Origin of the sequence: Leclercia barmai, from assembly GCF_049312895.1 — a bacterium.
Lineage (GTDB): Bacteria > Pseudomonadota > Gammaproteobacteria > Enterobacterales > Enterobacteriaceae > Enterobacter > Enterobacter barmai.
Genome location: NZ_JBMNWZ010000001.1, coordinates 1486715 through 1511553 on the forward strand (window position 1 = coordinate 1486715; position 24839 = coordinate 1511553).

Below are 24839 nucleotides of genomic sequence, written 5' to 3' on the forward strand. Positions count from 1 at the left end.
ACGTCATGAGTAAACTGTTGGATCGCTTTCGTTATTTTAAACAAAAAGGCGACACCTTCGCCGATGGACACGGTCAGGTGATGCACACCAACCGCGGCTGGGAGGACAGCTATCGCCAGCGATGGCAGTTCGACAAAATTGTGCGATCCACCCACGGGGTGAACTGTACCGGCTCCTGCAGCTGGAAGATTTACGTCAAGAACGGGCTGGTCACCTGGGAAACCCAGCAGACCGACTACCCCCGCACCCGCCCCGACCTGCCCAACCACGAGCCACGCGGCTGCCCGCGTGGGGCAAGTTACTCCTGGTATCTCTACAGCGCCAACCGCCTGAAGTATCCGCTGGTGCGCAAGTCGCTGATTGAGCTCTGGCGTGAGGCGCTGGCTCAGCACAGCGATCCGGTCCTGGCGTGGAACGCCATCCAGAACGATCCGCAAAAGAGCCAGAGCTACAAACAGGCCCGCGGCCACGGCGGGTTTGTCCGCTCGAGCTGGAAAGAGCTGAACCAGCTTATCGCCGCCGCTAACGTCTGGACCATCAAACACTACGGCCCGGACCGGGTGGCGGGCTTCTCGCCGATCCCGGCGATGTCGATGGTCTCCTACGCAGCAGGTACCCGCTATCTCTCCCTGCTGGGCGGCACCTGTCTGAGCTTCTACGACTGGTATTGCGACCTGCCGCCCGCCTCGCCGATGACCTGGGGCGAACAGACCGACGTGCCCGAATCCGCCGACTGGTACAACTCCAGCTATATCATCGCCTGGGGCTCCAACGTGCCGCAGACCCGCACCCCGGACGCCCACTTCTTCACCGAGGTGCGCTACAAGGGCACCAAAACCATCGCCATCACCCCGGATTTCTCGGAAGTGGCGAAACTCAGCGACCAGTGGCTGGCGCCGAAACAGGGTACCGACAGCGCCTTAGCCATGGCGATGGGGCATGTGATCCTGAAAGAGTTCCACCTCGATAACCCCAGCGACTACTTCCTCAACTACTGCCGTCGCTATACCGACATGCCGATGCTGGTGATGCTCGATCCCCGGGACGACGGCAGCCTGGTGCCGGGCCGGATGCTGCGCGCCTCGGATCTCGCCGAGGGGCTGGGCGAAGCCAATAACCCCGAGTGGAAAACCGTCGCCTTCACCACCACCGGGGATCTTGTAGTGCCAAACGGCTCTATCGGCTTCCGCTGGGGTGAAAAAGGCAAATGGAACCTCGAATCGCTGGCGGCAGGCCTGGAGACCGAGCTGGCGCTCACCCTGCTCGGCACCCACGACACCGTCGCCGGGGTGGCTTTCCCCTATTTTGGCGGCAACGAAAACCCGCATTTCCGCAGCGTGAAGCAGGAGCCGGTGCTGGTGCGCCAGCTGCCGGTCAAAACCCTCTCCCTTGCCGATGGCCGCCAGCTGCACGTCGCGAGCGTTTACGATCTGGTGCTGGCGAATTACGGCCTCGACCGGGGGCTGGAGGATAACCTCGCGGCAAAAGATTACGCCGAGATCAAAGCCTACACCCCGGCCTGGGGGGAGCAGATCACCGGCGTGCCGCGTCGCCATATCGAACAGATTGCCCGGGAGTTCGCCGATACCGCCCATAAAACCCACGGGAGGTCGATGATCATTCTCGGGGCCGGGGTCAACCACTGGTATCACATGGACATGAACTACCGGGGGATGATCAACATGCTGGTCTTCTGCGGCTGCGTGGGCAAAAGCGGCGGCGGCTGGTCGCACTATGTCGGCCAGGAGAAGCTGCGCCCGCAAACCGGCTGGCTGCCGCTGGCCTTTGCCCTGGACTGGAACCGTCCGCCGCGCCAGATGAACAGCACCTCGTTCTTCTACAACCACGCCAGCCAGTGGCGCTATGAAAAACTGACCGCCAGGGAGCTGCTCTCCCCGCTGGCGGACGCCTCGAAGTTCACCGGGCACCTGATCGACTTCAACGTGCGGGCCGAGCGCATGGGCTGGCTACCCTCCGCGCCGCAGCTCAACCTCAACCCGCTGCACATTAAGGCCCAGGCCGATGCCGCAGGACTGTCGCCCCAGGAGTACACCGCCCGGGCGCTGAAATCCGGCGATATCCGCATGGCCTGTGAGCAGCCGGACAGCGGGCACAACCACCCGCGCAACCTGTTCGTCTGGCGCTCGAACCTGCTTGGCTCCTCCGGCAAAGGCCACGAGTACATGCTCAAATACCTGCTCGGTACCGAAAACGGTATTCAGGGTGAAGAGCTGGGCAACACCGATGACGTGAAGCCGGAAGAGGTGGAGTGGCAGACTGCCGCCATCGAGGGCAAGCTGGATCTGCTGGTCACCCTCGACTTCCGCATGTCCAGCACCTGTCTGTTCTCGGATATCGTCCTGCCTACCGCCACCTGGTACGAGAAAGACGACATGAATACTTCGGATATGCATCCGTTTATTCATCCCCTCTCCGCCGCCGTGGACCCGGCCTGGGAGTCGCGCAGCGACTGGGAGATCTACAAGGGCATCGCCAAAGTCTTCTCGGAGGTGTGCGTCGGCCATCTGGGAACGGAAACCGACGTGGTGCTGCAGCCGTTGCAGCACGACTCTCCGGCGGAGCTCTCCCAGCCGTTCGATATCGCCGACTGGCGCAAAGGCGAATGCGATCTGATCCCCGGCAAAACCGCGCCGACTATCGCCGTGGTGGAGCGCAACTATCCGGAAACTTACGAGCGCTTTACCGCCCTCGGCCCGCTGCTCGACAAACTCGGCAACGGCGGGAAAGGCATCTCCTGGAACACTCAGGACGAGGTGGATTTCCTCGGCAAGCTCAACTACGTCAAGCTCGATGGCCCGGCGAAAGGCCGCCCGCGCATCGAAACGGCGATTGACGCCTCGGAAGTGATTCTCGCCCTCGCCCCGGAAACCAACGGCCAGGTGGCGGTGAAAGCCTGGGAAGCGCTGGCGGAGTTCACCGGGCGCGAGCACAGCCATCTGGCGCTGAACAAGGAAGACGAGAAGATTCGCTTCCGCGATATTCAGGCCCAGCCGCGCAAAATTATCTCCAGCCCGACCTGGTCCGGCATTGAGAGCGAGCATGTCTCCTACAACGCCGGGTACACCAACGTTCATGAGCTGATCCCGTGGCGCACCCTCTCAGGGCGTCAGCAGCTGTATCAGGATCACCTCTGGATGCGCGCCTTCGGCGAAAGCCTGGTGGCCTATCGTCCGCCGATTGATACCCGCAGCGTCAGCCATATGCGCGAGATCCCGCCGAACGGCTTCCCGGAAAAAGCGCTGAACTTCCTGACCCCGCACCAGAAATGGGGCATCCACTCCACCTACAGCGAAAACCTGCTGATGCAGACCCTGTCGCGCGGCGGGCCGATTGTCTGGATCAGTGAAACCGACGCCAGGGAGCTGGGCATTGAGGATAACGACTGGATCGAGTGCTTCAACGCCAACGGCGCGCTCACCGCCCGGGCGGTGGTCAGCCAGCGCGTGCCGCCGGGGATGACCATGATGTACCACGCCCAGGAGCGCATCCTGAACATTCCGGGGTCCGAAGTGACCGGACGGCGCGGCGGCATCCATAACTCGGTGACCCGCGTCTGCCCGAAACCGACGCACATGATTGGCGGCTACGCCCAGCTGGCGTACGGCTTCAACTACTACGGCACCGTGGGCTCCAACCGCGACGAGTTCATCATGATCCGCAAAATGAAAAACATTAACTGGCTGGACGGCGAAGGTCGGGATCAGGTACAGGAGGCGAAAAAATGAAAATCCGCTCACAGGTTGGCATGGTTCTGAACCTTGATAAGTGCATCGGCTGTCACACCTGCTCGGTGACCTGCAAAAACGTCTGGACCGGGCGCGAAGGGATGGAGTACGCCTGGTTTAACAACGTCGAAACCAAGCCGGGCATCGGCTATCCGAAAAACTGGGAAGATCAGGAGCAGTGGCAAGGCGGCTGGATCCGCGGCATCTCCGGCAAGCTGACCCCGCGCCTGGGCGGCAAACTGGGCGTGCTGTCGAAAATCTTCGCCAACCCGCAGATGCCGCAGATTGACGACTACTACGAACCCTTTACCTTTGACTATCAGGATCTGCACCGCGCCCCGGAAGGCGGCCATCTGCCGACTGCCCGCCCGCGCTCGCTGATCGACGGCAAGCGCATGGACAAAATCAAATGGGGACCCAACTGGGAGGAGCTGCTCGGCGGCGAGTTCGAGAAACGCGCCCGGGATCGTAACTTCGACCGGATGCAGAAGGAGATGTACGGCCAGTTCGAAAACACCTTCATGATGTATCTCCCGCGCCTTTGCGAGCACTGCCTGAACCCGAGCTGCGCCGCGACTTGCCCGAGCGGGGCTATCTACAAGCGTGAAGAGGACGGCATTGTGCTGATCGACCAGGACAAGTGCCGGGGCTGGCGTCTGTGCATCAGCGGTTGCCCGTACAAAAAAATCTACTTCAACTGGAAGAGCGGTAAGTCGGAAAAATGCATCTTCTGCTATCCGCGTATCGAATCCGGCCAGCCGACCGTCTGCTCGGAAACCTGCGTCGGACGCATCCGCTACCTCGGCGTGCTGCTGTATGACGCCGATCGTATCGAAGAGGCGGCCAGCACTGAGCACGAAACCGATCTCTACGAGCGTCAGTGCGATGTATTTCTGGATCCGCACGACCCGGCCATCATCGAGGAAGCGGTTAAGCAGGGCATCCCACAGAACGTCATCGATGCGGCGCAACGTTCCCCGGTCTACAAAATGGCGATGGACTGGAAGCTGGCCCTGCCGCTGCACCCGGAGTACCGCACCCTGCCGATGGTCTGGTATGTGCCGCCGCTGTCGCCGATCCAGTCCTACGCCGATGCCGGTGGTCTGCCGCAGACCGACAGCATTCTTCCGGCGGTGGAAAGCCTGCGCATTCCGGTGCATTACCTGGCGAATATGCTCAGCGCGGGCGACACCGGCCCGGTACTGCGTGCCCTGAAGCGCATGATGGCGATGCGCCACTACAAACGTTCCCAGACCGTCGAAGGGGTGACCGATACCCGCGCTATCGAAGAAGTGGGCCTCAGCGTTGAGCAGGTGGAAGAGATGTACCGCTATCTGGCTATCGCCAACTACGAAGACCGCTTCGTGATCCCGACCAGCCACCGGGAGATGGCCCGCGACGCCTTCCCGGAACGCAACGGCTGCGGCTTCACCTTTGGCGACGGCTGCCACGGCTCCGACACCAAATTTAACCTGTTCAACAGCAGCCGCATCGACGCCATCAACATCACCGAGGTGCGTGAACACAGGGAGGGAGAGTGATGCAGATCCTCAAAATTATTGCCCTGCTGATTGAGTACCCGGACGAGGCGCTGTGGGAGAGCCGCGACGAGGCGCTGGCCCTGGTGGCGCAGGACGCCCCGGCGCTGCTGCCCTTTGCACAGCACTATCTCAGCGCCCCGCTGCTCGACCGGCAGGCGTCCTGGTGCGAGGTGTTCGAGCGCGGGCGTGCCACCTCGCTGCTGCTGTTCGAGCATGTGCATGCCGAGTCGCGGGATCGCGGCCAGGCGATGGTTGACCTGATGAACCAGTACGAGCAGGCCGGGCTGCAACTCGACTGCCGCGAACTGCCGGACTATCTGCCGCTCTATCTGGAGTATCTGAGCATTCTGCCGGAAGCCCAGGCCCGGGAGGGTCTGCAGAACGTCGCGCCGATCCTGGCGCTGATCGGCGGGCGGTTGAAACAGCGGGAGGTAGCGCAGTATCAGCTCTTCGACGCCCTGCTGAAATTTGCCGGCAGTAAGCTATCCAGTGACAGTGTCACCAAACAGGTGGCAGGCGAAAAACGGGATGACACCCGCCAGGCGCTGGACGCGGTCTGGGAAGAGGAACAGGTAAAGTTTATTGAAGATAACGCCACGGCCTGCGACAGCTCGCCGATGCAGCAGTATCAACGACGCTTTAGCCAGGACGTCGCGCCGCAGTACGTGGACGTCAGCGCCGGAGGCCCAAAATGACACAGCATCTGAACGTCTTTTTCTTCGATATTTACCCGTACATCTGCGCCGCGGTCTTTTTCCTCGGCAGCTGGCTGCGGTATGACTACGGCCAGTACACCTGGCGCGCCTCCTCCAGCCAGCTGCTGGACAAGCGCGGCATGAACTGGGGCTCGAATCTGTTCCACATCGGCATTCTGGGGATTTTCTTCGGCCATCTGTTCGGGATGTTAACCCCGCACTGGATGTACGCCTGGTTCCTGCCGATGGCGGTTAAACAGCAGCTGGCGATGATCGCCGGGGGGATTTGCGGGGTGCTGACGCTGATTGGTGGCTCGATGCTGCTCTACCGCCGCCTGTTCAACCAGCGGGTACGGGCGACGTCAACCACGCCGGATATCATCATCATGAGCATTCTGCTCACCCAGTGCGTGCTCGGCCTGACGACCATTCCGTTCTCGGCGCAATACCCGGACGGCAGCGAAATGCTGAAGCTGGTCGGCTGGGCGCAGGGGATCTTTACCTTCCAGGGGGGATCGTCTGAAATGCTGACCGGCGTGGCCTTTATTTTCCGCGTCCATCTGGTGTTGGGGATGACAATCTTCCTGATCTTCCCCTTCACCCGACTGGTGCACGTCTGGAGCGCGCCGTTCGAGTACATTACGCGGCGTTATCAGCTGGTGCGATCGCGGCGTTGAGTCCGGCATCTTTGCCCGGTGGCGCTTCGCTTACCGGGCCTACAAAAGCGGAGCGCAAGCCGCAGAGTCCGCACCCCCGCCGGGTGGCGGCTACGCCTTACCCGGCCTACCAAACCGCACCACGCCGTAGGCCGGGCAAGCGCACGCGCCGCCCGGCGTTATTGCCTGCAGAGTCCGAGCTCCCGCCGGGTGGCGGCTTCGCCTTACCCGGCCTACCAAACCGCACCACAACGTAGGCCGGGCAAGCGCACGCGCCGCCCGGCGTTGTTGGCCGCAGAATCCGTGCTCCCGCCGGGTGGCGGCTGCGCCTTACCCGGCCTACCCAACCGCACCACACCGTAGGCCGGGCAAGCGCAAGCGCCGCCCGGCGTTATTGCCCGCAGAGTCCGTGCTCCCGCCGGGTGGCGGCTTCGCCTTACCCGGCCTACCAAACCGCGCCTCACCGTAGGCCGGGCAAGCGCACGCGCCGCCCGGCGTTGTTGCCCGCAGAGTCCGTGCTCCCGCCGGGTGGCGGCTACGCCTTACCCGGCCTACCAAACCGCACCACACTGCAGGCCGGGCAAGCGCACGCGCCGCCCGGCGTTGTTGGCCGCAGAGTCCGTGCTCCCGCCGGGTGGCGGCTACGCCTTACCCGGCCTACCTAACTGCACCACACCGTAGGCCGGGCAAGCGCAAGCGCCGCCCGGCATTGCAGTACGACAAACGTATGGACAATGTTGACACATAAAATCCCTGCGCCTTATGATGTCGATACTATGTATCGACAACTGGAGTGCTGATATGCCACAAGTCACCGTAAAAAAATGGGGAAACAGCCCTTCTGTCAGGCTACCCGTCGCGGTCATGCGTGAGGCTGAATTGAACGTTGATGATGTAGTAAACGTTAACGTAGACGAAGAAGGACGAATTATTTTGACACCGGTCAGGAAGGACGAACCGACACTTGAATCGCTGCTTGCGGCAATCACTGACGACAATCTGCATCATGAAATCTCATTTGGGGAACCGCAAGGTAAGGAGCTGCTGTAATGGACTACATCCCGGAAGCGGGTGATATTGTCTGGCTGGATTTCGATCCGCAGTCAGGACATGAACAGGCAGGACATCGCCCTGCGCTGGTCATATCACCTGCAACCTACAACGGACGCACCGGCCTGATGCTTTGCTGTCCGATCACGTCACAAATTAAAAATTATCCCTTCGAAGTCAGCATTAGCGGCTCACGCCCTAACGTCGCCCTCGCCGACCAAATTAAAAATCTGGACTGGCGGGCACGCAACGCAGTGAAAAAGGGAACCGCAACCGTCGAAGAGTTAAATGCCGTCAGAGCACGCGCAAAGGTTCTCATCGGCTAACAGAAAGGGGCTTGCGCCCCTTCCCACTCTATTTCCCTGCCTGCGGATGGGTTTCAAACCCGGCCATCACCGCCGTCAGTTCGGCCAGGGTAAAGCCGTGCTTCGGATCGTCCACGCCCAGCTCAAAGCGTTCCTGCATCACCTGATATAACGCTGCCGCATCCGGCAGGTTAACCTGCTCAACCGCGTGACCGTCCTGCCAGTGGGTAAAATGGAAGTTGGTGAGGGTCAGCTTGCCACCGTCGGGCAGGTGCCGGCACATCAGCAGATGGTGGCGGAAATGGGACTGCGGCCAGTGCGCGGACCAGAAGTTGCCCATCACGTAATCGGCCTGATACTGCGCGGTGAGATCGAAGTGATACATCGACTGCCAGTGCTCGTGATGGCGGAACTGCAACACCCAGTCGCTGCCGTCGTTGATCAGCCGGTACAGCCCGTGGGGCGTCGCCTGCTCCTCTTCGGCGATCAGACGAATCGGCGCGGTCAGGGTCTGTCCGCCAAAGCCGACGTCGGCTATCCAGGATTCACCGTCGAGCTCCACCAGCAGCAGACGGTGGGTGCGCGGCGGCATGTGCGGCGGGTTCGCCAGTACCACCCTGCCCAGCAGGCTTCGCACGTTGAAGCCCACCTCGCGAAGCACCCGCTCGAACAGGCCGTTCTGCTCAAAGCAGTACCCGCCGCGCCGGGCGGTGACCAGCTTATCGACCAGAGAGTGATCGTCGAGCTGGATCTCGCGCGGCAAAACCACATCGATATTCTCAAACGGGATGGCGCTGTTGTGATGCAGATGCAGCGCCCGCAGGGTGGCGATATCCACGGAAACCGGCTGCTGCCAGCCGGTACGGGCGAAATAAGTGGTCAAAAACGGGGTCATGATGGGCTCCTTTAACATTTCTTCCTTGTTTATAAACTATATTTCTCAGCCCACTGTCGCAAAAGTGCTTTTTACCCGCGCGTTGAGCGCTGCATGATCCCCAGCGCCGTCAGCATCAACACCTGCCCGGTCAGCAGCGTCAGGGTGGCCATCGCCATTCCCTGCCCGACGGAGCCCTGCTCGAACTGCCGCCAGATAAACACCGACACGGTTTGCGTACCCGCCGGAGCCAGCAGCAGCGAGGTGACCAGCTCGCGGGAGGCAATAGCGAACACCATCAGCATCGCCGCCAGCATCGCCGGAGAGACCAGCGGCAACACGATAAAACGCAGCGCCTGCAATGCCGACGCGCCATGCACCCGGGCGGCAGGCTCGAGATTGCCCCCCAATTGGCGCAGCGCGCTACCGACATAGCGCACCGGCCAGGGAAGCAGCAGGCAACAATAGGAGAGCAGCAAAATCGCCCAGCTGTTATAAGGCGATACCGGCCAGAACGGGCGGTTCCACAGCAGGATCAGCCCCACCCCGACCACCACGCCCGGCAAAGCAGCGGGCATCAGGGAGAGCGCATCCAGCAACCCCCGACCTTTGATCTTCTGCACCACCACCAGCCAGGCGGCCAGCAGCCCCAGCACCCCGGTGATACAGGCCGCGCCCAGCGCCAGGGACAGGCTGGTGCCTAACGCTGAGAGCGCATCTCCGTGCTGGCTGAACAGCGCCGAATAGTGAGCGCCGGTCAGATTGGTCAGCGTCATCCCGCCGGACAGGGTTCCGAGTACGCCGGAAAGCGCCATCGACGCACCCGGCAGGATCACCGCAATACCCCCCACCAGCGCCATGAGCGCCACCACCGGCAGCGTAAACACCCCGGCGTTCGCCCCCATATTCTCCGTCGGTTTACCGGTAATGCTGGTCACATCCTGATGACCGGTCAGCTTTTTCTGCAGCCACCAGGCGCTAAGCGCGATAGCCACCAGAACCACGGACAGCATCGACGCTCCCGAGAGATCGATCGGCCAGTCGGCGAGCTTTTTCTCGATATCGGTGGTCAGCATCAGCACGCCTGCACGCGTACCCAGCGCGGCGGGCACGCCAAACTCTTCAATCGCCAGGGTGAAAGCCAGCAGCATCCCCGCCGCCAGCGACGGCGAGAGCATCGGCAAGGTGATATGCCAGAATGCCCGGCCGGGGCTGGCACCGTGAACGCGGGCCACCAGAGCCAGACGCTGCCCGCTCGCCAGCAGGCTGCGCGACACGGCAAAATAGACCACCGGGAAGATATTGAGCGCCATCACCAGCACGATCCCGGTCTTACTGAACAGCAGATCGTTGAGGTTGAGCCCGGTCAGCTGTTGCAGATAGCCGTTGGTTTGCAGCACCAGCATCCACGACAGCGCGGCAATATACGGCGGAGTTAAAAACGGGATCAGAAACAGTAGATCCCAGAGCTTCGGCAGGGGCAAATTAAACAGCCCGCGCGCCACCCCGAGGGGAAAACCAATCAGGGCACTGACCAGCGCCACACCGAGGGCGATTTGCAGCGTCCCGCCCAGCATACCCGGCAGCTGTGGCTCGGCCAGCAGCGTGCCGATGCCGCTGAATGCCCTGGAGAACTGCCCGGCGCTGAACTGCGGGAACACCGCCTGCAGCAGAATAAAGGTGAGCGGAAACGCCACCAGGATCAGCAGTAGCCCCAGCGTCGTCACCGAAAGATATTTAGGATTCACAAAGCAGTCCTGAAGACGGGGTTGCCCCCGTCGCATGATTATAAGGTGAAGAGCGTGTTGAAACGCTTGAGGATGTCGCTGCGTTCGCTGGAACCGTCACTTTTGGTCGGCAGGATTTTCAGGTCGTTAAGCAGCGGACGTTTGGCCTGCACGTCGCCACGGGCGGGCATTAGCCAGGCATCGGCTACCATCGCCTGGCCTTCTGGCGACAGAACGTAATCCACGAACGCTTTGGCGTCATCCGCATGCTGGCTGGATTTGAGGATCATCATTGGACGCGGGGCAATCACCGTGCCGCTGGCCGGGAAGATAACCTTCAGGGATTCGCCCTGGCTGATGTTGCCATACGAGACGTAGTCCACCGCGCCAAAGACCGCCGCTTTCGCCCCCTGCATCACCGGCGTCACCGCCTGCGCATTCGGGCCGCTCACCACCATGCCGTTCTTTTTCAGCTCATTAAACAGGGTCCAGGCCTTATCGCCCATACCATTTTGCAGCCCGATCAGCAGATCCAGCGACGCCCCAGACAGAGCCGGGTCCGGCGTAGTGACTTTATCTTTAAACGCGTCGGTGGTCAGATCGCGCCACTCTTTCGGCTCCGGGGTGCCGCTTTTGGTGTTCCAGACGATGCCTAACGCCGACACGCCCTGGGCGACAAAGTCGTCTGATTTCAGCTCCGCAGGCACGTTGGCCGCGTTAGCGCTCTGGTACGGCAGCAGCCAGCCACGGTTGTGCAGATCTTCTGCGGTATCCCATGAAGCGGAGATCAGAATATCGGCCTGCGGGTTGGCCTGCTCTGCCTCGAGGCGGGCCATCACTTTACCGGTGGTGGCCTGGAAAATATCCACCTTCACGCCGGTTTTCTTCTCAAAACCGCTGGCCAGATTTTTGGCAAGCGACCCCGGCCCCGCGGTGTAGACGGTCAGCGCGTGGGCGCTGGACATCATAACGGACGATAACGCCATGGCTAACAGCACTCCTTTTTTGACGGACATTGCAGCTTTCATGCGAACTCCCCTGAGGTGGTAATCAAACGATCGGCAGCGACGCTGCCAGCAGACAAATGCACGATGCGATCGGCCAGGATTTCAGCCTCCCGGCGGTCGTGGGTAACATAGACGGCGGTGGTGCCGAGCTGGCGCAGCAGCGTGGCCATCTCGTGACACAAGGTTCCACGCAGTTCGCTGTCGAGGTTGGAGAGCGGCTCGTCAAACAGCAGCACCCGCGGCTCGGCGACAATGGCCCGGGCCAGCGCCACGCGCTGTTGCTGCCCGCCGGAAAGCCCGGCCGGTTTGCGATCGGTGAAATCGCTTAAGCCAACGCGCGCCAGAGCCTGCGCCACGCGGCTGTCGCGCTCCTGACGCGGGACATTGCGCATTCTCAGCGGGAACATCACATTCTGTGCCACGGTCATGTGCGGCCAGAGGGCGTAATCCTGGAACACCATGCCGATGTCCCGGGCTTCCGGCGGCAGTGCCCATCCGGTTTTCGCCACCAGACGATCGCCAAAATGGATCTCCCCCTCTGCGGGCTGGGTTAACCCCGCCAGCAGACGCAACAGGGTGCTTTTGCCGCAGCCCGACGGCCCCAGCAGCGCAACCACTCTACCCGGCTCGATATGCAGATCGATTTGATTCAATACGGTATTCGCGCCAAAAGCGTACGACACGCCTTTGAGCGAGATGGAAGTGAGCATATTGTTATCCTCTTTGGGATTTGATGCTCGCCACTCTAGGCAGCTTATGTGACGTATATATGACGTGTTTGTTGCATATTGATTTCTGATGGCTTTCAGGCGTTTAATGCCTGCACCTGTCCTGCGAGGAAAATCTATGAGCCACTTCCGCCCCGTTGAGTTAATGCACGCCAGCCGCCTGTTGAATCACGGCCCGACCATCCTGATCACCAGCCGCGACGACACCCTTGATCGGCGCAACGTGATGGCCGCCGCCTGGTCGATGCCGGTCGAGTTCGAACCGCCGCGCATCGCCATCGTGGTGGATAAAAGCGCCTGGTCGCGGGAGTTGATTGAGCGCAGCGGCATGTTCGGGATCGTGGTTCCCGGCGTGGCGGCCACCAACTGGACCTACGCCGTGGGCAGCGTCAGCGGGCGCGAGGAGGATAAGTTTAACTGCTACGGTATCCCGGTGATTAACGGCCCGGTGCTGGGGCTGCCGGTGATCGAAGAGAAGTGCCTGGCCTGGATGGAGTGCCGTCTGCTGCCCGCCACCTCCGCCGCAGAAAAATATGACACCCTGTTTGGCGAAGTGGTTTCTGCCGCCGCAGACGAACGGGCGTTTGTGGCCGGACGCTGGCAGTTTGACGACGATAAACGCAATACCCTGCATCATCTCGGCGCGGGGACTTTTGTCACCAGTGGTCGGCAGGTGAAAGCGCCCGGTCAGTAAGTTTTATAGGGGATGCGCATCCGGTCCAGCACGTTAGTAAAATCCTGCACCGCGATAAAGACCACCGCTCCTTCCCCCGGGATGACGTTGGTGATGATCCCCACCGTCTCCCCGGTCAGGCTGTCGATCACCGGTCCGCCTGACATGCCGGAAACCGCCCCTGCCCCGGTCACAATCCCGTAGTAGCAGCCGTTGCGCTTAACGAAGCCGTCGATCTTGCCCCGGCTGGATTTCGGCAGGCTGTTGATGGCGCTGTAGCCGAACAGAGTGACGTTGCGCCCGGCCCGGGCGTAGGCCAGTTGATGCACGATCTTTCCGAGGTTGTTATCGGCAATTACCGCCACATCGCAGATGGGATGCTGGGCTTTGATCGGTTTCAGGAGCGGCACCGCGACGTGCGCGGCAGTGAGCGACAGAGTGCTGGAGACCGGAAACGTGGTGCCCTGCATCCCGGCCACCAACCAGTTCAGCGGTGCCGGCAGGCCGATAAAGACCATATCCGCCTGTTTCGTGGCGGCAAAGTCGGTCTTGCTGGTACCGGACATCACCACGCACCCCAGAAGCAACAGGGGGGCGGCGGTGACGGCGAGAGCGAGATGCAGGCGCTTCATGGTTCGCCCGGAGCTACTTTTTCGAGCGTCCGGCGATGATCTCATCGGCCACAACGCGCGGCGCTTCGGCGTAGTGGTGGAACTCCATGCTGTAAGTCGCCCGCCCCTGCGACATCGACCGCAGCGTGGTGGCGTAGCCGAACATCTCCGCCAGCGGCACGTCGGCGCGGATTATCTGGCTGCCGAACTGCTCCTCCATCCCCTGCACCAGCCCGCGCCGGGACGAGAGGTCGCCCATGATATTCCCGGCGTACTCTTCCGGGGTTTCGACCTCCACGTGCATCATTGGCTCCAGGATCACCGGGTCGGCCTTGCGCGCCGCGTCCTTGAAGCCAAAGATCGCCGCCATACGAAACGCCATCTCCGAGGAGTCGACGTCGTGATAGGAGCCGAAGGTCAGGATCGCTTTGATATCCACCACCGGATAACCCGCCAGCACGCCGCTGTTCATCGCCTCGCGCAGCCCTTTCTCAACCGACGGAATATACTCCCGCGGCACCACCCCGCCCTTGGTGGCATCGACAAAGGCGAAGCCGCTGCCCGGCTCCTGCGGTTCGAGGCTCAGCACCACGTGGCCGTACTGCCCTTTGCCTCCGGACTGGCGGACAAATTTGCCTTCGACGTCGCTCACCGTTTTGCGGATAGTCTCCCGGTAGGTCACCTGCGGACGGCCAATGTTGGCCTCGACGCCGAACTCGCGCTTCATGCGGTCGACGATGATCTCCAGATGCAGTTCGCCCATCCCCGAGATAATGGTCTGGCCGGATTCTTCATCGGTATGCAGGTGGAAGGAAGGATCTTCCGCCGCCAGACGATGCAGGGCGATGCCCATTTTCTCCTGATCGGCCTTGGTTTTCGGCTCGATGGAGAGGGAGATTACCGGGTCCGGGAACTCCATCCGCTCAAGGGTGATCACCGCATTGGGGTCGGTCAGGGTATCGCCGGTGGTGACATCCTTCAGCCCCACGCAGGCGGCGATATCCCCGGTTCTGAGCTCTTCAACATCATGACGGTCGTTGGCGTGCATCAGCACAATGCGCCCGATGCGCTCCTTTTTGCCCTTCACCGGGTTAAACACCGCGTCGCCTTTTTTCAGCACCCCGGAGTAGACGCGGATAAAGGTCAGCTGGCCGACGTAGGGGTCCGACATCAGCTTGAACGCCAGCGCCGAGAAGGGTTCGTCGTCGTTGGGATGACGCTCGGCGTGCTGGCCTTTTTCATCCACGCCGTCGATAGCGGGCACGTCGAGGGGCGACGGCATCAGCTCGATCACCGCATCGAGCATCCGCTGCACCCCTTTGTTTTTAAAGGCGCTGCCGCAGAGCATCGGCTGGATCTCCCCGGCCACCGTGCGTTTACGTAAGCCACGGATAATCTCCGCTTCGTCGAGATCGCCGGTTTCGAGGTATTTATCCATCAGCTCGTCGCTGGCTTCCGCCGCCGCCGAGACCATTTTTTCCCGCCAGGTTTGCGCGGTCGCCAGCAGATCGTCCGGCACCGGGGCATAGCTGAAGGTCATCCCCTGGGTAGCGTCATCCCAGAGGATGGCCCGCATGTGGATCAGGTCGACCACCCCGGTAAAGTGATCTTCCGCGCCGATGGGGATGACAATCGGCACCGGATGGGCTTTCAGCCGGTCGATCATCATCTGCACAACGTGAAAGAAATCGGCTCCCGGCCGATCCATCTTGTTCACAAAGGCAATGCGCGGCACCCGGTACTTGTTGGCCTGACGCCAGACCGTTTCCGACTGCGGCTGCACCCCGCCCACCGAGTCGTAGACCATCACCGCGCCGTCCAGCACCCGCATGGAGCGCTCCACCTCAATGGTGAAATCGACGTGGCCGGGGGTGTCGATAATGTTGATGCGGTGCGGCTCAAACTCGCGATCCATGCCCGACCAGAAGCAGCTCACCGCCGCCGAAGTGATGGTAATCCCCCGCTCCTGCTCCTGCGCCATCCAGTCGGTGATCGCCGCGCCATCATGGACCTCCCCCATCTTGTGACTCACCCCGGTATAGAACAGGATGCGCTCGGTAGTGGTGGTTTTACCGGCATCAATATGTGCCGAGATACCGATGTTGCGATAACGCTCGAGAGGAATGGGCCGGTTCATGATGCATCCTTATTTAATGGACATGAAAATCACGCGCTGGGTTAGCGCGTGGAGGTATGTAGATCAGTGTAGTGCCCTGTAAACCGGGGGACGGGTGATTTGGCGGTGGGAAGTCTGAGAAAATTTGAATGCGTGTGATTTTAGATGCCTGCCAGTTCAGTTGAATTTACTTTCATAAATGCAAAACCGCATCTGTTATCTGACTAAATATTTTTGCAAATAAACCTTATTTTAAGTATGGTTTTATTGAATTTATCAACTGTATAAAGGATTATATATCTCGGATAGCTGGAATTAACGATGATTCAATGCACCTTTCATCTAAATGGCAATCAACTCAGTAATCTGAGCTGCCCCGGGATAGGTTTTTTCCCTGCTTATTCTGGTACAGGCACGTCACGCAACAATGCTAATGATATTGCAATACCCTCTATCGGGCCGCTACCGCCAGGTTTGTACTACATTGTAACGCGTGGTACTGGCGGCATATTAACAGGGTTAAGTGATGCTTTTGCGTCATTTGTATCAGGCTCTGACAGGTCAGTATGGTTTGCTTTATACAGACATGACGCACAAATTGACGATATTACATTCATAGGATATGTAGAAAGAGGACACTTTCGTTTACATCCTGCAGGTTATAAGGGCGTAAGTGAAGGTTGTATTACTATGCCGCGTCTGTCTGATTTTATGCTTTTACGTGATGTTTTGCTTAAAACGCCAACCATACAAGTAACGTCCTCATTAACTGCTTTCGGTACTATACAGGTGTACTAATGAAGCCTATGCATTTCGTATTTTTATGGATTGGGGAAGTATTTCTGTTCACTCTGGCATTGATAACCTTGTATTTATTTATACCAGAAATGAAAGCCTATGATTTAATAAGATTGTATACTGGCGTTATTCCTGGTGATACATGGGACAAATATTACTTCCTTGCTATTTGCATCACTGCATTATTAACAGTTAGCGTCATTGTTTATATCCTTGCATTGTTTAAGAAAAGACAACATTAAAACATTTGTATAATTGATTGATATCAATATACAACAAGAGGAATTTCCTGAAGTAGCCTCTCAAAACGTTGAGAAAAACGCCGGGTGGCGGCTTCGCCTTACCCGGCCTACAGGGTCGGTGCAGTTGTAGGCCGGGCAAAGCGAAGCTGCCGCCCGGCGATACCCCCTCACCTGACCACTACCACCCGTATATCATTCACGTTGGTTAACGTCGGGCCGGTCACCACCAGATCCCCCAGCGCAGCGAAGTAGCTGTAACTGTCGTGTCCGCGCAGCATCGCCTTCGCATCCAGCGCCGTGCGCGACAGCGTATCCGGCGTGACGATGGCCCCTGCGGCATCCTCGGTGCCGTCAATGCCGTCGCTGTCCCCCGCGATGGCGTAGATCCCCTCCTCGCCCTTCAGCGCGCAGGCCAGCGCCAGCAGGAACTCGGTGTTGCGCCCGCCGCGTCCGCAGCCGGTGTCGCCGATGGTCACCGTGGTCTCGCCGCCACTCAGCAGCACCGCAGGGCCTTTCACCGGCAGGCCGTGCTGCTTCACGGATTTCGCGATCCCGGCCATCACAATCCCCAGTTGGGCGCTTTCGCCCTCCAGCGCATCGCCCAGAATCAATGGGGTGTAGCCCATCCGCCGGGCCACCTCTGCTGCGGCGGCCAGCGCCCCGGACGGCGTGGCGATCAGGCGGATATCCTCGTCAATGTCCGCAGGCGTCACCGGCGCGCGCGGGGTTCGCATCACCCGCATCACCGGCTCCGGCAGATCCAGACCGTAGCGGGCGATAATCTCCAGCGCCTCTTCGGTTGTTGAGCTGTCCGCCACCGTCGGGCCGGAGGCGATGCTTTGGGGATCGTCGCCAGGCACGTCGCTGATGATAAGCGTGATCACCCGGGCGGGTCTGGCGGCCAGCGCCAGGCGGCCGCCTTTAATGTCAGAGAGCTGCTTGCGAACGGTATTCATCTCGTTGATGGTCGCCCCGCTCTTCAACAGCGCCTTGTTCACCGCCTGCTTGTCGGCAAGCGTGATCCCCTTACGCGGCAGGGCCAGCAGCGACGAGCCCCCGCCGGAGATCAGCGCGATGACGCAGTCGTCGGCGGTAAGGTTTTTCACCTGCTCCATCATCAGCATCGAGGCCACTTCGCTCATCGCATCCGAGACCGGATGCGCCGCCTCGACGATGCGGATTTTTTGCGTCGGGGCCGCGTGACCGTAGCGGGTCACTACCACGCCCTGCAGATCCACATCCGGCCAGGCGGCCTCCAGCGCGGCGGCCATGGCGGCGCTGGCTTTCCCGGCTCCGACCACAATGCAGCGGCCGCGCGGTTTCTCCGGCAGAGCTTTGATAAGCGCTTCGTGGGGATCGGCACTCTTCACCGCCGCCATGAAGATCTCAGTAAGCGCCCCTCTCAGGGCGCTGTCGTCGTGTTGAGCCATAGGTCAGCCTTCTGCGATGGCGCGGATCACCGCCTGGGTGACCTCGCGGGTATTGGCCGTGCCGCCCACGTCCGGGGTCATGATCCCCTCGGCGCAGACCTGCTCCACGGCGGTCATCAGACGGGCGGCGGCTTCGCCTTCACCAAGATGCTCCAGCATCTGCGCCGCGGTCCAGAAGCTGGCGACCGGGTTGGCGATGCCCTTGCCGGTGATATCAAACGCCGAGCCGTGGATCGGTTCGAACATCGACGGGAAGCGGCGCTCCGGGTCGATATTGGCAGTCGGTGCCACACCCAGGCTGCCCGCCAGGGCGCCTGCCAGATCGGAGAGGATGTCGGCGTGCAGGTTGGTGGCCACGATGGTGTCCAGCGACTCCGGGTGCAGGGTCATACGGACGGTCATGGCATCCACCAGCATTTTGTCCCAGGTAACGTCCGGGAACTCACGGGCGACTTCGGCGGCGATCTCATCCCACATCACCATCCCGTGACGCTGGGCGTTGGACTTGGTCACCACGGTTAACAGCTTGCGCGGACGCGTCTGCGCCAGGCGGAAGGCATAGCGCATAATGCGCGTCACCCCGGTGCGGGTGAAAATCGCCACCTCGGTGCCCACCTCTTCCGGCAGACCGCGGTGCGCTCGCCCGCCGTGACCGGAGTATTCCCCTTCCGAGTTCTCACGCACAATCACCCAGTCGAGGGTGCCCGGCACCGCCTTGCGCAGCGGAGACTGAATGCCCGGCAGGATTTTGGTCGGTCGCACGTTGGCGTACTGGTCGAAGCCCTGGCAAATCGGCAGACGCAGCCCCCACAGGGTGATGTGGTCCGGCACGTCCGGGGCACCCACAGCGCCAAAGTAGATGGCATCAAAAGCTTTTAACTGCGCCAGTCCGTCCTCCGGCATCATCACGCCGTGGGTTTTGTAATAGTCCGAACCCCATTCAAAGGTGTGTACCGAGAAACGCATATTTCCCTGACGCTGCGCCAGCGCATGTAACACCTCCACCCCTGCGGTGATCACTTCCGGGCCGATACCGTCTGCGGGGATGGCTGCAATCGCGTAATCTTTCATCTGTGTTTCCTTTAATTAATGTTTTGACTGAACTAAGGGTTCGCTGGTCTGGGTTTTACGGCTGGATGCCGACAGCCAGAGCACAACAAGCGAGGAGAGAATCAGTAACCCGGCGACAAACCACAGCCCCCAGGTGTAACTGCCGGTGTGCTGCTTAATCAGGCCAATCATGAACGGGCCGACAAAGCCGCCGAGATTGCCGAGTGAGTTGATGGTGGCGATACCTGCAGCCGCCGCCGAACCGGAAAGGAACAGCGTTGGCATGCTCCACAGCGGCGGTTTAGAGGCGCTGATGCCGCAGTTAACGATGGTCAGGGCCAGGATCACGCCGACAATGCTTGCCGTACTGCCCGCCATAAACAGCCCGGCAGCAGCCACGATGCAGGCGGCAATCACGTGCCACGAGCGCTCGCCGGTTTTGTCCGAATGACGCGCCCAGAGCACCATCGCCACCACCGCAATCACCGCCGGAATAGCGTTCAGCAGGCCGACGGTCATGGAGGAGACGCCGAGGGTTTTGATGATCTGCGGTGACCAGATACCCAGGGTATAGAGTCCGGCGGAGGTGCCGAAGTAGACCAGGGAGAGCGCCAGCACGCGTTTATCCAGCAGCCCTTTCCAGACGCTGTGCTGCGCCGTGGCCTGTTTCGCCGCCTGCTCGCGTTGCAGGGTGCCAATCAGCCAGCCGCGCTCCTCTTCGCTGAGCCATTTCGCTTTTTCCGGGCGGTCGGTCAGCCAGAACAGCACCACCACGCCGAGGATCACCGCCGGAACCGCTTCCAGAACAAACATCCACTGCCAGCCGGCAAAGCCCATCATGCCGTGCATCTCCAGCAGCGCGGCGGAGATCGGCGAGCCGAGCGCGGTGGAGATGGGGGCCGCCGCCATAAAGATGGCTGTGACCTGAGCGCGCTTTTGTGCCGGGAACCAGTAGCTTAAGTAGAGGATGATCCCCGGGAAGAACCCGGCTTCCGCCACGCCGAGCAGGAAACGCAGGGTGTAGAAGCTGGTGGTGCCCTGAACAAAGGCCATGCCACCGGAGACCAGCCCCCAGGTGATCATCACCCGCGCAATCCAGATGCGCGCCCCGACCTTGTGCAGGATGAGGTTGGACGGGACTTCAAACAGGAAGTAGCCGAGGAAGAAGATCCCAGCCCCAAAGCCAAACACCGCCGGAGAGAATCCGAGGTCGGCATTCATGGTGAGCGCCGCGAAACCGATGTTCACGCGGTCAAGGAAGGCGATGAAGTACAACAGCATGATGAAGGGCACGATTCGCAAGGTGATTTTGCGCATTACCCGTTGTTCGATTGTGCAGGTCATGTGAGGTGTTCCTCTAATTATTTTGTAGGGTACGCAGTCGGGCTGCTTTGATGAGTATGCTGATATTTCTTGCATGATCATGCGCATCGGTTTATACAAAAAAATGCAATAATCACGAGCGAGCCAAAATGGAACTACAACACCTGCGCTGTTTCCTGGCGGTGGCAGAGACCCTGCATTTCGGCCAGGCGGCACAGCGGCTGGATATGCTGCCCTCCGCCCTGGGAAGAAACATTCGTCTTTTAGAAGAGGCACTTGGCACGCGTCTGTTTACCCGATCGACCCGCCGGGTGGCGCTCACCGAGAACGGCGTCCTGCTACGGGAAGAGGCGCGAAAACTGCTCGCCCATGCCGACGCGATTATGTTGCAATTTCGTCAAAATCCGCGCCGCTCGCAGCCGCTTTTACGCGTCGGAACTATCGACAGTGCGGCCATCGGCTTACTGCCCGGGCTGCTGCAGCTGTTCCGCCAGCACTACCCGGAGGTGGAGATCCAGCTGTTCGAGGATAAGACGGTGCATCTGCTGCCGAAGCTGAAAAGCGGCAGGCTGGACCTGGTGTTTATCCGCCCGCCTGCCCAGCTCGACGTGCAGTTTGGCCGGGCGTTTTTGTGCAACGAGCCGGGTATTCTGGCCCTGCCCGCCAGCCATCCTTTTGCGGAGCGCGACGCGGTGGATATTGTGGAGCTGGAAGGGATGCCGATGATCCTGCCCGAGCGGCGTTCACGCCCGCACAGCCACGACCTGACCATGAAGCTGTTCCATCACGCTGGCATTGAGGTGACAGTGTCACAGATGGCGGATGAGAAGCAGACCATTATCAATCTGGTGGCGGCGGGAATTGGGCTGGCGATTGTGCCCGCATGGAGCAGTCGCTATCTGATGCCGGGGGTAAAGTTTGTGAAGCTGAACGGTGCCGATCGGATGGGAATGCCGCTGGAGGCAGTGTGGATGGCCGGAGCACAGGATGAGATTCGGGATAATATGCTATTGATGCTTGACGAGCATCCGGAGTTGTATGTTTAGCACCGTGCGGTATGTTTGCCGGGCGGCGCTGCGCTTGCCCGGCCTACGAGTTCCGTGCCCGTGTAGGCCGGGCAAGGCGTAGCCGCCACCCGGCAAATCCAGGCTGCGGCCTGAACCCGGGAAGCACTCCTCGTGATAGAACCGCACACTAATATCCCATTTCCCTATAAGCTTCATTGGTTTTTAAAAAAAACGCTAAGCAACCTGTACTAATAAACCCGACGAAAGGGATGAAGATACTCGCAATAAGCCCCAAAAGAGATAGCGGGTCATTTTTATCTGAGAAACTAATGTGATACGCAAAGAGTGAAACTACACAGAAAAATGCAGCCATAACCGAAGGCATAATTGGATTACTCCAGTTCCCCCATTCGAGGTTTGCAGGGATACTGGTCTTCTGGGAAGAAAGCGCAGTAATACTAAATTTGTTTTTTTCTGAAGAAGCTACCAACTGCTCCCCTTGGGCATATTTTACCGCATCTGCGGCCATCGCCAGCGCCAGCCATCGATACCCGACACTCTTTTCACCGAAAGAGGCATCTACATCCAACCGCGCCGCTGCCAGCCCCCTTTCATCCAGAGCCTGCATTAACGGGTATTTCTCAGTGCGCGACAGACCAGTATGCCAGAGCGTTTTCGGTGTAAGTACCGATCCTGCCTCCAGATAGACAGGCATTTTTTCCTCAACGTCTGCCACACCGGCCATGGGCTGATACATATAAACCGGTTTTTCACCTTCTACCCGGACATAATGATTGGTTAGCAGGTATGCACTCGCATTTTCCATCCGCTTTGATTCGCGGTCTTCTTCATGCAAATCAACAATAACGATTAACCGGTTTTCAACCCTGTAATCCGACAGGTTGACCCACTTGTTGATAAGCGAGTAATCAGGGCATTCCGTACTGTACTCAATGTTGCAGGTATTGGTAGGAACCACACCTAACCGTTCCAGCGAGCGTTTCAATTCGTCAACGCAAGCTTCATTCCCCCCGCAAACCCAGACTACGATTTCAAGAACGCGATAATTATTTCCCTTTAGCTTTTCAGCCATTGGGGCCAGTAGACGGTTAAATATCTGTTCATTACGGGTCTGGTCGAACGACGCTTCCAGCTGAATTTTAACCGGTGTTTTTGGTGCAAGCGGAAACTCCCCTTCCAGCTTCAACATATTTAGCGCCGGATGTTCCAGCGGAGTAATTGCAGACCAGGATGCAATAGCTATATTTTTCCGGGCATAGGTTTGTAAATTAATTTCCCGTTCTTTTGCAATGAATTTACGGGTTTCAAAATAGTGAATACTGGCGTTATGAAACATGAAGGCTGTATAAACCAATACAGAAACCAGGCAGATGGGAAGAATAACTGAAGGCACAAAAAAAATGCCCGTAACATGTTCCTTTTCAGGCCAGGTTAATGCTCTGATCAACAGACCCGCGCCAGTGGCAACAACATATAAGACAATAATAACCGCGACGGGCACATCTTTATCTGCGTCTGGCTGTTTAGGGTATAACCACCACGCTTTCATCACGAAGCCCCCGCAACAGGCAAGGTACTTTTGATTTCGCAGCCACAGGCCGCATGACAACCATCCACCACAACCCCTCTGCCGTGCATAGTCCAGGTGGGATGACATTCATTGATAGGAAAAGTCCCTTTGTGCGTCGGGCATTGCACAAAATCACCTCTCAGGGCCACGGGCTTACCCATAAAGTCTGCACAGGAGGCTGTTGTTACCTTTCCACCGCTTACCAGCGGGTCATTTAATCGAATTACACCTTTCATTATTTTTATCTCCTTATTGTCCTGCATCCATGTCACAGCGCATACGATCCCAGCCGGTGTAGCCTTTAACTTCAGGTACTTTGTCGGGTAGGCCCTGATAGTTTGCTTTAAACTGGGCTGTATTATCTTTAAGAGCTTGTTTAGTGATGTAATCCATTCCCCAAGCTGGCCCTGGGAAACGGGGTTCCAGCCTCCCATTTACTGTGCTTCCCATACCGTCATCGACGGTATATTCAATCCCCGGTCCACCAGGCAGTATGCGCGGATCTTCAAACGGCTTTGACGACATATAGAGCCCATGTTTGGTCTGCAAAAAGCCCTGATCGTTGACAACGGTGAAAGATACGGCATCTTCGGCAGGCGCTCTGTTATCCCCGTTCGGTTCATTATGTCCGGGAGCAAAGCCAACCGCCCTCCAGGTTTGACCATAATCTTTTGAAACAAGGAAGCCATCAACTTGCCAGTTGGTAATTGCTATATATTTCTCAGAAGGATGGATGAATTTTCGTGTAAAAATTCGATAAAACTGACTGGCTGGTGTGGTGTGAATACCTCGTTTAGTATCCGTATACCAGAGTTCCCCTTCGCAACCCCAGCCCTTAAGCTCCAGGTAACGGTGATCATCAAACCGATAAACCACTTGTGTAGGCGGCTCTTTCGCCAAACTATTCGCAGTCAGTAAAATAGTGGCAACTGCGAGAACAATACATAATCCTTTCATTATTTATCGCCTCGCATCCATGTCACAGCGCATACGATCCCAGCCGGTGTAACCCTTCACTTCAGGAACTTTGTCGGGTAAGCCTTGCCAGTTCGTCTTGAATTGCTGTGTACTGTTTTCAAGTCCTTGCTTAGTCATGTAGATCATCCCCCATGACCACCCAGGTGAGCGTGGCTCTAGCTTCCCATTTACTGTGCTTCCCATACCATCATCCACGGTAAATTTAATACCCGGTCCACCAGGCAGAATGCGCGGATCTTCAAACGGCTTTGACGACATATAGAGCCGATGTTTGGTCTGCAAAAAGCCCTGATCGTTGACAACGGTGAATGATAATACGTCTTCGGCGGGAGCGTAGTCATCACCATTTGGTTCATTATGCCCTGGAGCAAAGCCAACCGCCCTCCAGGTTTCGCCATAATCTTTCGAAACAAGGAAACCATCCACTTCCCAGTTTGGGATAGAAATATAACGTTCTGAAGGATGAATAAATTTGCGGGTGAATATTCGATAAAACTGAAAGTAAGGCTGTGAATGAATGCCACGCTTTGTATCGGTATACCAGAGCTCTCCCTGACAATCCCAGCCTTTGAGTTCCAGATAGCGATGGTTATCGAACCGATAAACCACCTGAGTCGGCGGCTCTTTCGCGATACCCTTCGCAGTCAGTAGAATAGTCATCACTGCGAGAACAGCACATAATCCTTTCATC

At 58.8% G+C, this 24839-nt stretch carries 23 protein-coding genes; 10 read left to right on the plus strand and 13 right to left on the minus strand.

All coding sequences use genetic code 11. From position 1 onward, the window contains the following. Positions 1 to 5 precede the first annotated feature (5 nt). From ACOYA6_RS07080 to mazF, 6 genes are all read left to right on the plus strand, one after another. Positions 6 to 3746 (plus strand): nitrate reductase subunit alpha, encoded by a 3741-nt coding sequence (locus ACOYA6_RS07080; RefSeq protein ID WP_422654356.1) that lies wholly within the window; start codon positions 6 to 8, stop codon positions 3744 to 3746. Then, entirely contained in the window at positions 3743 to 5287 is a 1545-nt protein-coding gene (gene narH / locus ACOYA6_RS07085; protein ID WP_422654357.1) for a nitrate reductase subunit beta, read from the plus strand. The genes ACOYA6_RS07080 and narH overlap by 4 nt, the downstream gene beginning before the upstream one ends. Next, positions 5287 to 5982: a nitrate reductase molybdenum cofactor assembly chaperone gene (narW, locus tag ACOYA6_RS07090; RefSeq protein ID WP_422654358.1), complete on the plus strand. Its 696-nt coding sequence runs from the start codon at positions 5287 to 5289 to the stop codon at positions 5980 to 5982. The genes narH and narW overlap by 1 nt, the downstream gene beginning before the upstream one ends. Further along, positions 5979 to 6659: a respiratory nitrate reductase subunit gamma gene (narI, locus tag ACOYA6_RS07095; RefSeq protein ID WP_039028710.1), complete on the plus strand. Its 681-nt coding sequence runs from the start codon at positions 5979 to 5981 to the stop codon at positions 6657 to 6659. Before narW ends, narI begins: the two co-directional genes overlap by 4 nt. 780 nt (positions 6660 to 7439) lie before the next feature. Continuing rightward, entirely contained in the window at positions 7440 to 7688 is a 249-nt protein-coding gene (locus tag ACOYA6_RS07100; RefSeq protein WP_039028709.1) for an AbrB/MazE/SpoVT family DNA-binding domain-containing protein, read from the plus strand. Beyond that, positions 7688 to 8014, plus strand: coding sequence for an endoribonuclease MazF (gene mazF / locus ACOYA6_RS07105; RefSeq protein ID WP_039028708.1), 327 nt, complete (start codon positions 7688 to 7690; stop codon positions 8012 to 8014). Before ACOYA6_RS07100 ends, mazF begins: the two co-directional genes overlap by 1 nt. A gap of 28 nt (positions 8015 to 8042) precedes the next feature. Here mazF and nhoA read toward each other — a convergent pair whose 3' ends face one another. The 4 genes from nhoA to ACOYA6_RS07125 form a co-directional block, all read right to left on the minus strand. Then, a complete protein-coding gene (gene nhoA, locus ACOYA6_RS07110; protein WP_422654359.1) occupies positions 8043 to 8888 on the minus strand; it encodes an N-hydroxyarylamine O-acetyltransferase in 846 nt (281 codons plus the stop codon). A 71-nt stretch (positions 8889 to 8959) separates the two neighbouring features. Next, positions 8960 to 10615, minus strand: coding sequence for an ABC transporter permease (locus ACOYA6_RS07115; protein ID WP_422654360.1), 1656 nt, complete (start codon positions 10613 to 10615; stop codon positions 8960 to 8962). A gap of 38 nt (positions 10616 to 10653) precedes the next feature. Beyond that, positions 10654 to 11622, minus strand: a complete 969-nt coding sequence (locus tag ACOYA6_RS07120; protein WP_422654361.1) for an ABC transporter substrate-binding protein — start codon at positions 11620 to 11622, stop codon at positions 10654 to 10656. After that, the gene (locus ACOYA6_RS07125; RefSeq protein WP_422654362.1) at positions 11619 to 12311 is read right to left on the minus strand and encodes an ABC transporter ATP-binding protein; all 693 of its coding nucleotides are present in this window, start codon (positions 12309 to 12311) and stop codon (positions 11619 to 11621) included. The genes ACOYA6_RS07120 and ACOYA6_RS07125 overlap by 4 nt, the downstream gene beginning before the upstream one ends. 136 nt (positions 12312 to 12447) lie before the next feature. Here ACOYA6_RS07125 and ACOYA6_RS07130 point away from each other — a divergent pair, with 136 nt between their 5' ends. Further along, complete coding sequence (locus ACOYA6_RS07130) at positions 12448 to 13023, plus strand: flavin reductase family protein (protein WP_138369003.1); 576 nt, start codon at positions 12448 to 12450, stop codon at positions 13021 to 13023. Here ACOYA6_RS07130 and ACOYA6_RS07135 read toward each other — a convergent pair. Both ACOYA6_RS07135 and fusA read right to left on the minus strand, forming a co-directional pair. Next, on the minus strand, positions 13017 to 13634 hold the full coding sequence (locus ACOYA6_RS07135) for a S1 family serine peptidase (RefSeq protein WP_422654363.1): 618 nt from the start codon (positions 13632 to 13634) through the stop codon (positions 13017 to 13019). The genes ACOYA6_RS07130 and ACOYA6_RS07135 overlap by 7 nt on opposite strands. A gap of 13 nt (positions 13635 to 13647) precedes the next feature. Further along, entirely contained in the window at positions 13648 to 15750 is a 2103-nt protein-coding gene (fusA, locus tag ACOYA6_RS07140; protein WP_422654364.1) for an elongation factor G, read from the minus strand. Positions 15751 to 16050: 300 nt separating this feature from the next. On the opposite strand from fusA, the gene ACOYA6_RS07145 reads away from it, so the two are divergent. Beyond that, positions 16051 to 16527, plus strand: coding sequence for a DUF2778 domain-containing protein (locus ACOYA6_RS07145; protein ID WP_422654365.1), 477 nt, complete (start codon positions 16051 to 16053; stop codon positions 16525 to 16527). Further along, complete coding sequence (locus tag ACOYA6_RS07150) at positions 16527 to 16769, plus strand: hypothetical protein (protein ID WP_422654366.1); 243 nt, start codon at positions 16527 to 16529, stop codon at positions 16767 to 16769. The genes ACOYA6_RS07145 and ACOYA6_RS07150 overlap by 1 nt, the downstream gene beginning before the upstream one ends. A 167-nt stretch (positions 16770 to 16936) precedes the next feature. Here ACOYA6_RS07150 and ACOYA6_RS07155 read toward each other — a convergent pair whose 3' ends face one another. From ACOYA6_RS07155 to ACOYA6_RS07165, 3 genes are read right to left on the minus strand one after another with little or no spacing between them, the layout of a single operon-like run. Continuing rightward, positions 16937 to 18199 carry a glycerate kinase type-2 family protein gene (locus ACOYA6_RS07155; RefSeq protein ID WP_422654367.1) on the minus strand — a complete coding sequence of 421 codons (1263 nt, stop codon included), beginning with the start codon at positions 18197 to 18199 and terminating at the stop codon, positions 16937 to 16939. Between the two features lie 3 nt (positions 18200 to 18202). Continuing rightward, entirely contained in the window at positions 18203 to 19270 is a 1068-nt protein-coding gene (locus tag ACOYA6_RS07160) for a tartrate dehydrogenase (protein ID WP_223075305.1), read from the minus strand. Positions 19271 to 19285: 15 nt separating this feature from the next. Further along, entirely contained in the window at positions 19286 to 20593 is a 1308-nt protein-coding gene (locus ACOYA6_RS07165; protein ID WP_039028697.1) for an MFS transporter, read from the minus strand. 128 nt (positions 20594 to 20721) lie between these two features. Between ACOYA6_RS07165 and ACOYA6_RS07170 the strand changes: the two genes are divergently transcribed. Then, positions 20722 to 21618: a LysR family transcriptional regulator gene (locus tag ACOYA6_RS07170; RefSeq protein WP_422654368.1), complete on the plus strand. Its 897-nt coding sequence runs from the start codon at positions 20722 to 20724 to the stop codon at positions 21616 to 21618. 148 nt (positions 21619 to 21766) lie between these two features. Here ACOYA6_RS07170 and ACOYA6_RS07175 read toward each other — a convergent pair whose 3' ends face one another. Genes ACOYA6_RS07175 through ACOYA6_RS07190 form a run of 4 tightly spaced genes read right to left on the minus strand, consistent with a single transcriptional unit; the run spans position 21767 to position 24838 of the window. After that, entirely contained in the window at positions 21767 to 23149 is a 1383-nt protein-coding gene (locus ACOYA6_RS07175) for a hypothetical protein (RefSeq protein ID WP_422654369.1), read from the minus strand. Continuing rightward, entirely contained in the window at positions 23149 to 23433 is a 285-nt protein-coding gene (locus ACOYA6_RS07180) for a PAAR domain-containing protein (protein WP_422654370.1), read from the minus strand. Before ACOYA6_RS07180 ends, ACOYA6_RS07175 begins: the two co-directional genes overlap by 1 nt. Continuing rightward, positions 23420 to 24127 (minus strand): T6SS immunity protein Tli3 family protein, encoded by a 708-nt coding sequence (locus tag ACOYA6_RS07185; protein ID WP_422654371.1) that lies wholly within the window; start codon positions 24125 to 24127, stop codon positions 23420 to 23422. The genes ACOYA6_RS07180 and ACOYA6_RS07185 overlap by 14 nt, the downstream gene beginning before the upstream one ends. A 3-nt stretch (positions 24128 to 24130) precedes the next feature. Next, positions 24131 to 24838 carry a T6SS immunity protein Tli3 family protein gene (locus ACOYA6_RS07190; RefSeq protein ID WP_422654372.1) on the minus strand — a complete coding sequence of 236 codons (708 nt, stop codon included), beginning with the start codon at positions 24836 to 24838 and terminating at the stop codon, positions 24131 to 24133. Between the last annotated feature and the right edge of the window lies 1 nt (position 24839).

Coding starts and splice junctions, on each gene's coding strand:
- ACOYA6_RS07080 (WP_422654356.1), top strand. CDS start 6: ATGAGTAAACTGTTGGATCGCTTTCGTTATTTTAAACAAAAAGGCGAC.
- narH (WP_422654357.1), top strand. CDS start 3,743: ATGAAAATCCGCTCACAGGTTGGCATGGTTCTGAACCTTGATAAGTGC.
- narW (WP_422654358.1), top strand. CDS start 5,287: ATGCAGATCCTCAAAATTATTGCCCTGCTGATTGAGTACCCGGACGAG.
- narI (WP_039028710.1), top strand. CDS start 5,979: ATGACACAGCATCTGAACGTCTTTTTCTTCGATATTTACCCGTACATC.
- ACOYA6_RS07100 (WP_039028709.1), top strand. CDS start 7,440: ATGCCACAAGTCACCGTAAAAAAATGGGGAAACAGCCCTTCTGTCAGG.
- mazF (WP_039028708.1), top strand. CDS start 7,688: ATGGACTACATCCCGGAAGCGGGTGATATTGTCTGGCTGGATTTCGAT.
- nhoA (WP_422654359.1), bottom strand. CDS start 8,888: ATGACCCCGTTTTTGACCACTTATTTCGCCCGTACCGGCTGGCAGCAG.
- ACOYA6_RS07120 (WP_422654361.1), bottom strand. CDS start 11,622: ATGAAAGCTGCAATGTCCGTCAAAAAAGGAGTGCTGTTAGCCATGGCG.
- ACOYA6_RS07125 (WP_422654362.1), bottom strand. CDS start 12,311: ATGCTCACTTCCATCTCGCTCAAAGGCGTGTCGTACGCTTTTGGCGCG.
- ACOYA6_RS07130 (WP_138369003.1), top strand. CDS start 12,448: ATGAGCCACTTCCGCCCCGTTGAGTTAATGCACGCCAGCCGCCTGTTG.
- ACOYA6_RS07135 (WP_422654363.1), bottom strand. CDS start 13,634: ATGAAGCGCCTGCATCTCGCTCTCGCCGTCACCGCCGCCCCCCTGTTG.
- fusA (WP_422654364.1), bottom strand. CDS start 15,750: ATGAACCGGCCCATTCCTCTCGAGCGTTATCGCAACATCGGTATCTCG.
- ACOYA6_RS07145 (WP_422654365.1), top strand. CDS start 16,051: ATGATTCAATGCACCTTTCATCTAAATGGCAATCAACTCAGTAATCTG.
- ACOYA6_RS07150 (WP_422654366.1), top strand. CDS start 16,527: ATGAAGCCTATGCATTTCGTATTTTTATGGATTGGGGAAGTATTTCTG.
- ACOYA6_RS07155 (WP_422654367.1), bottom strand. CDS start 18,199: ATGGCTCAACACGACGACAGCGCCCTGAGAGGGGCGCTTACTGAGATC.
- ACOYA6_RS07160 (WP_223075305.1), bottom strand. CDS start 19,270: ATGAAAGATTACGCGATTGCAGCCATCCCCGCAGACGGTATCGGCCCG.
- ACOYA6_RS07165 (WP_039028697.1), bottom strand. CDS start 20,593: ATGACCTGCACAATCGAACAACGGGTAATGCGCAAAATCACCTTGCGA.
- ACOYA6_RS07170 (WP_422654368.1), top strand. CDS start 20,722: ATGGAACTACAACACCTGCGCTGTTTCCTGGCGGTGGCAGAGACCCTG.
- ACOYA6_RS07175 (WP_422654369.1), bottom strand. CDS start 23,149: ATGAAAGCGTGGTGGTTATACCCTAAACAGCCAGACGCAGATAAAGAT.
- ACOYA6_RS07180 (WP_422654370.1), bottom strand. CDS start 23,433: ATGCAGGACAATAAGGAGATAAAAATAATGAAAGGTGTAATTCGATTA.
- ACOYA6_RS07185 (WP_422654371.1), bottom strand. CDS start 24,127: ATGAAAGGATTATGTATTGTTCTCGCAGTTGCCACTATTTTACTGACT.
- ACOYA6_RS07190 (WP_422654372.1), bottom strand. CDS start 24,838: ATGAAAGGATTATGTGCTGTTCTCGCAGTGATGACTATTCTACTGACT.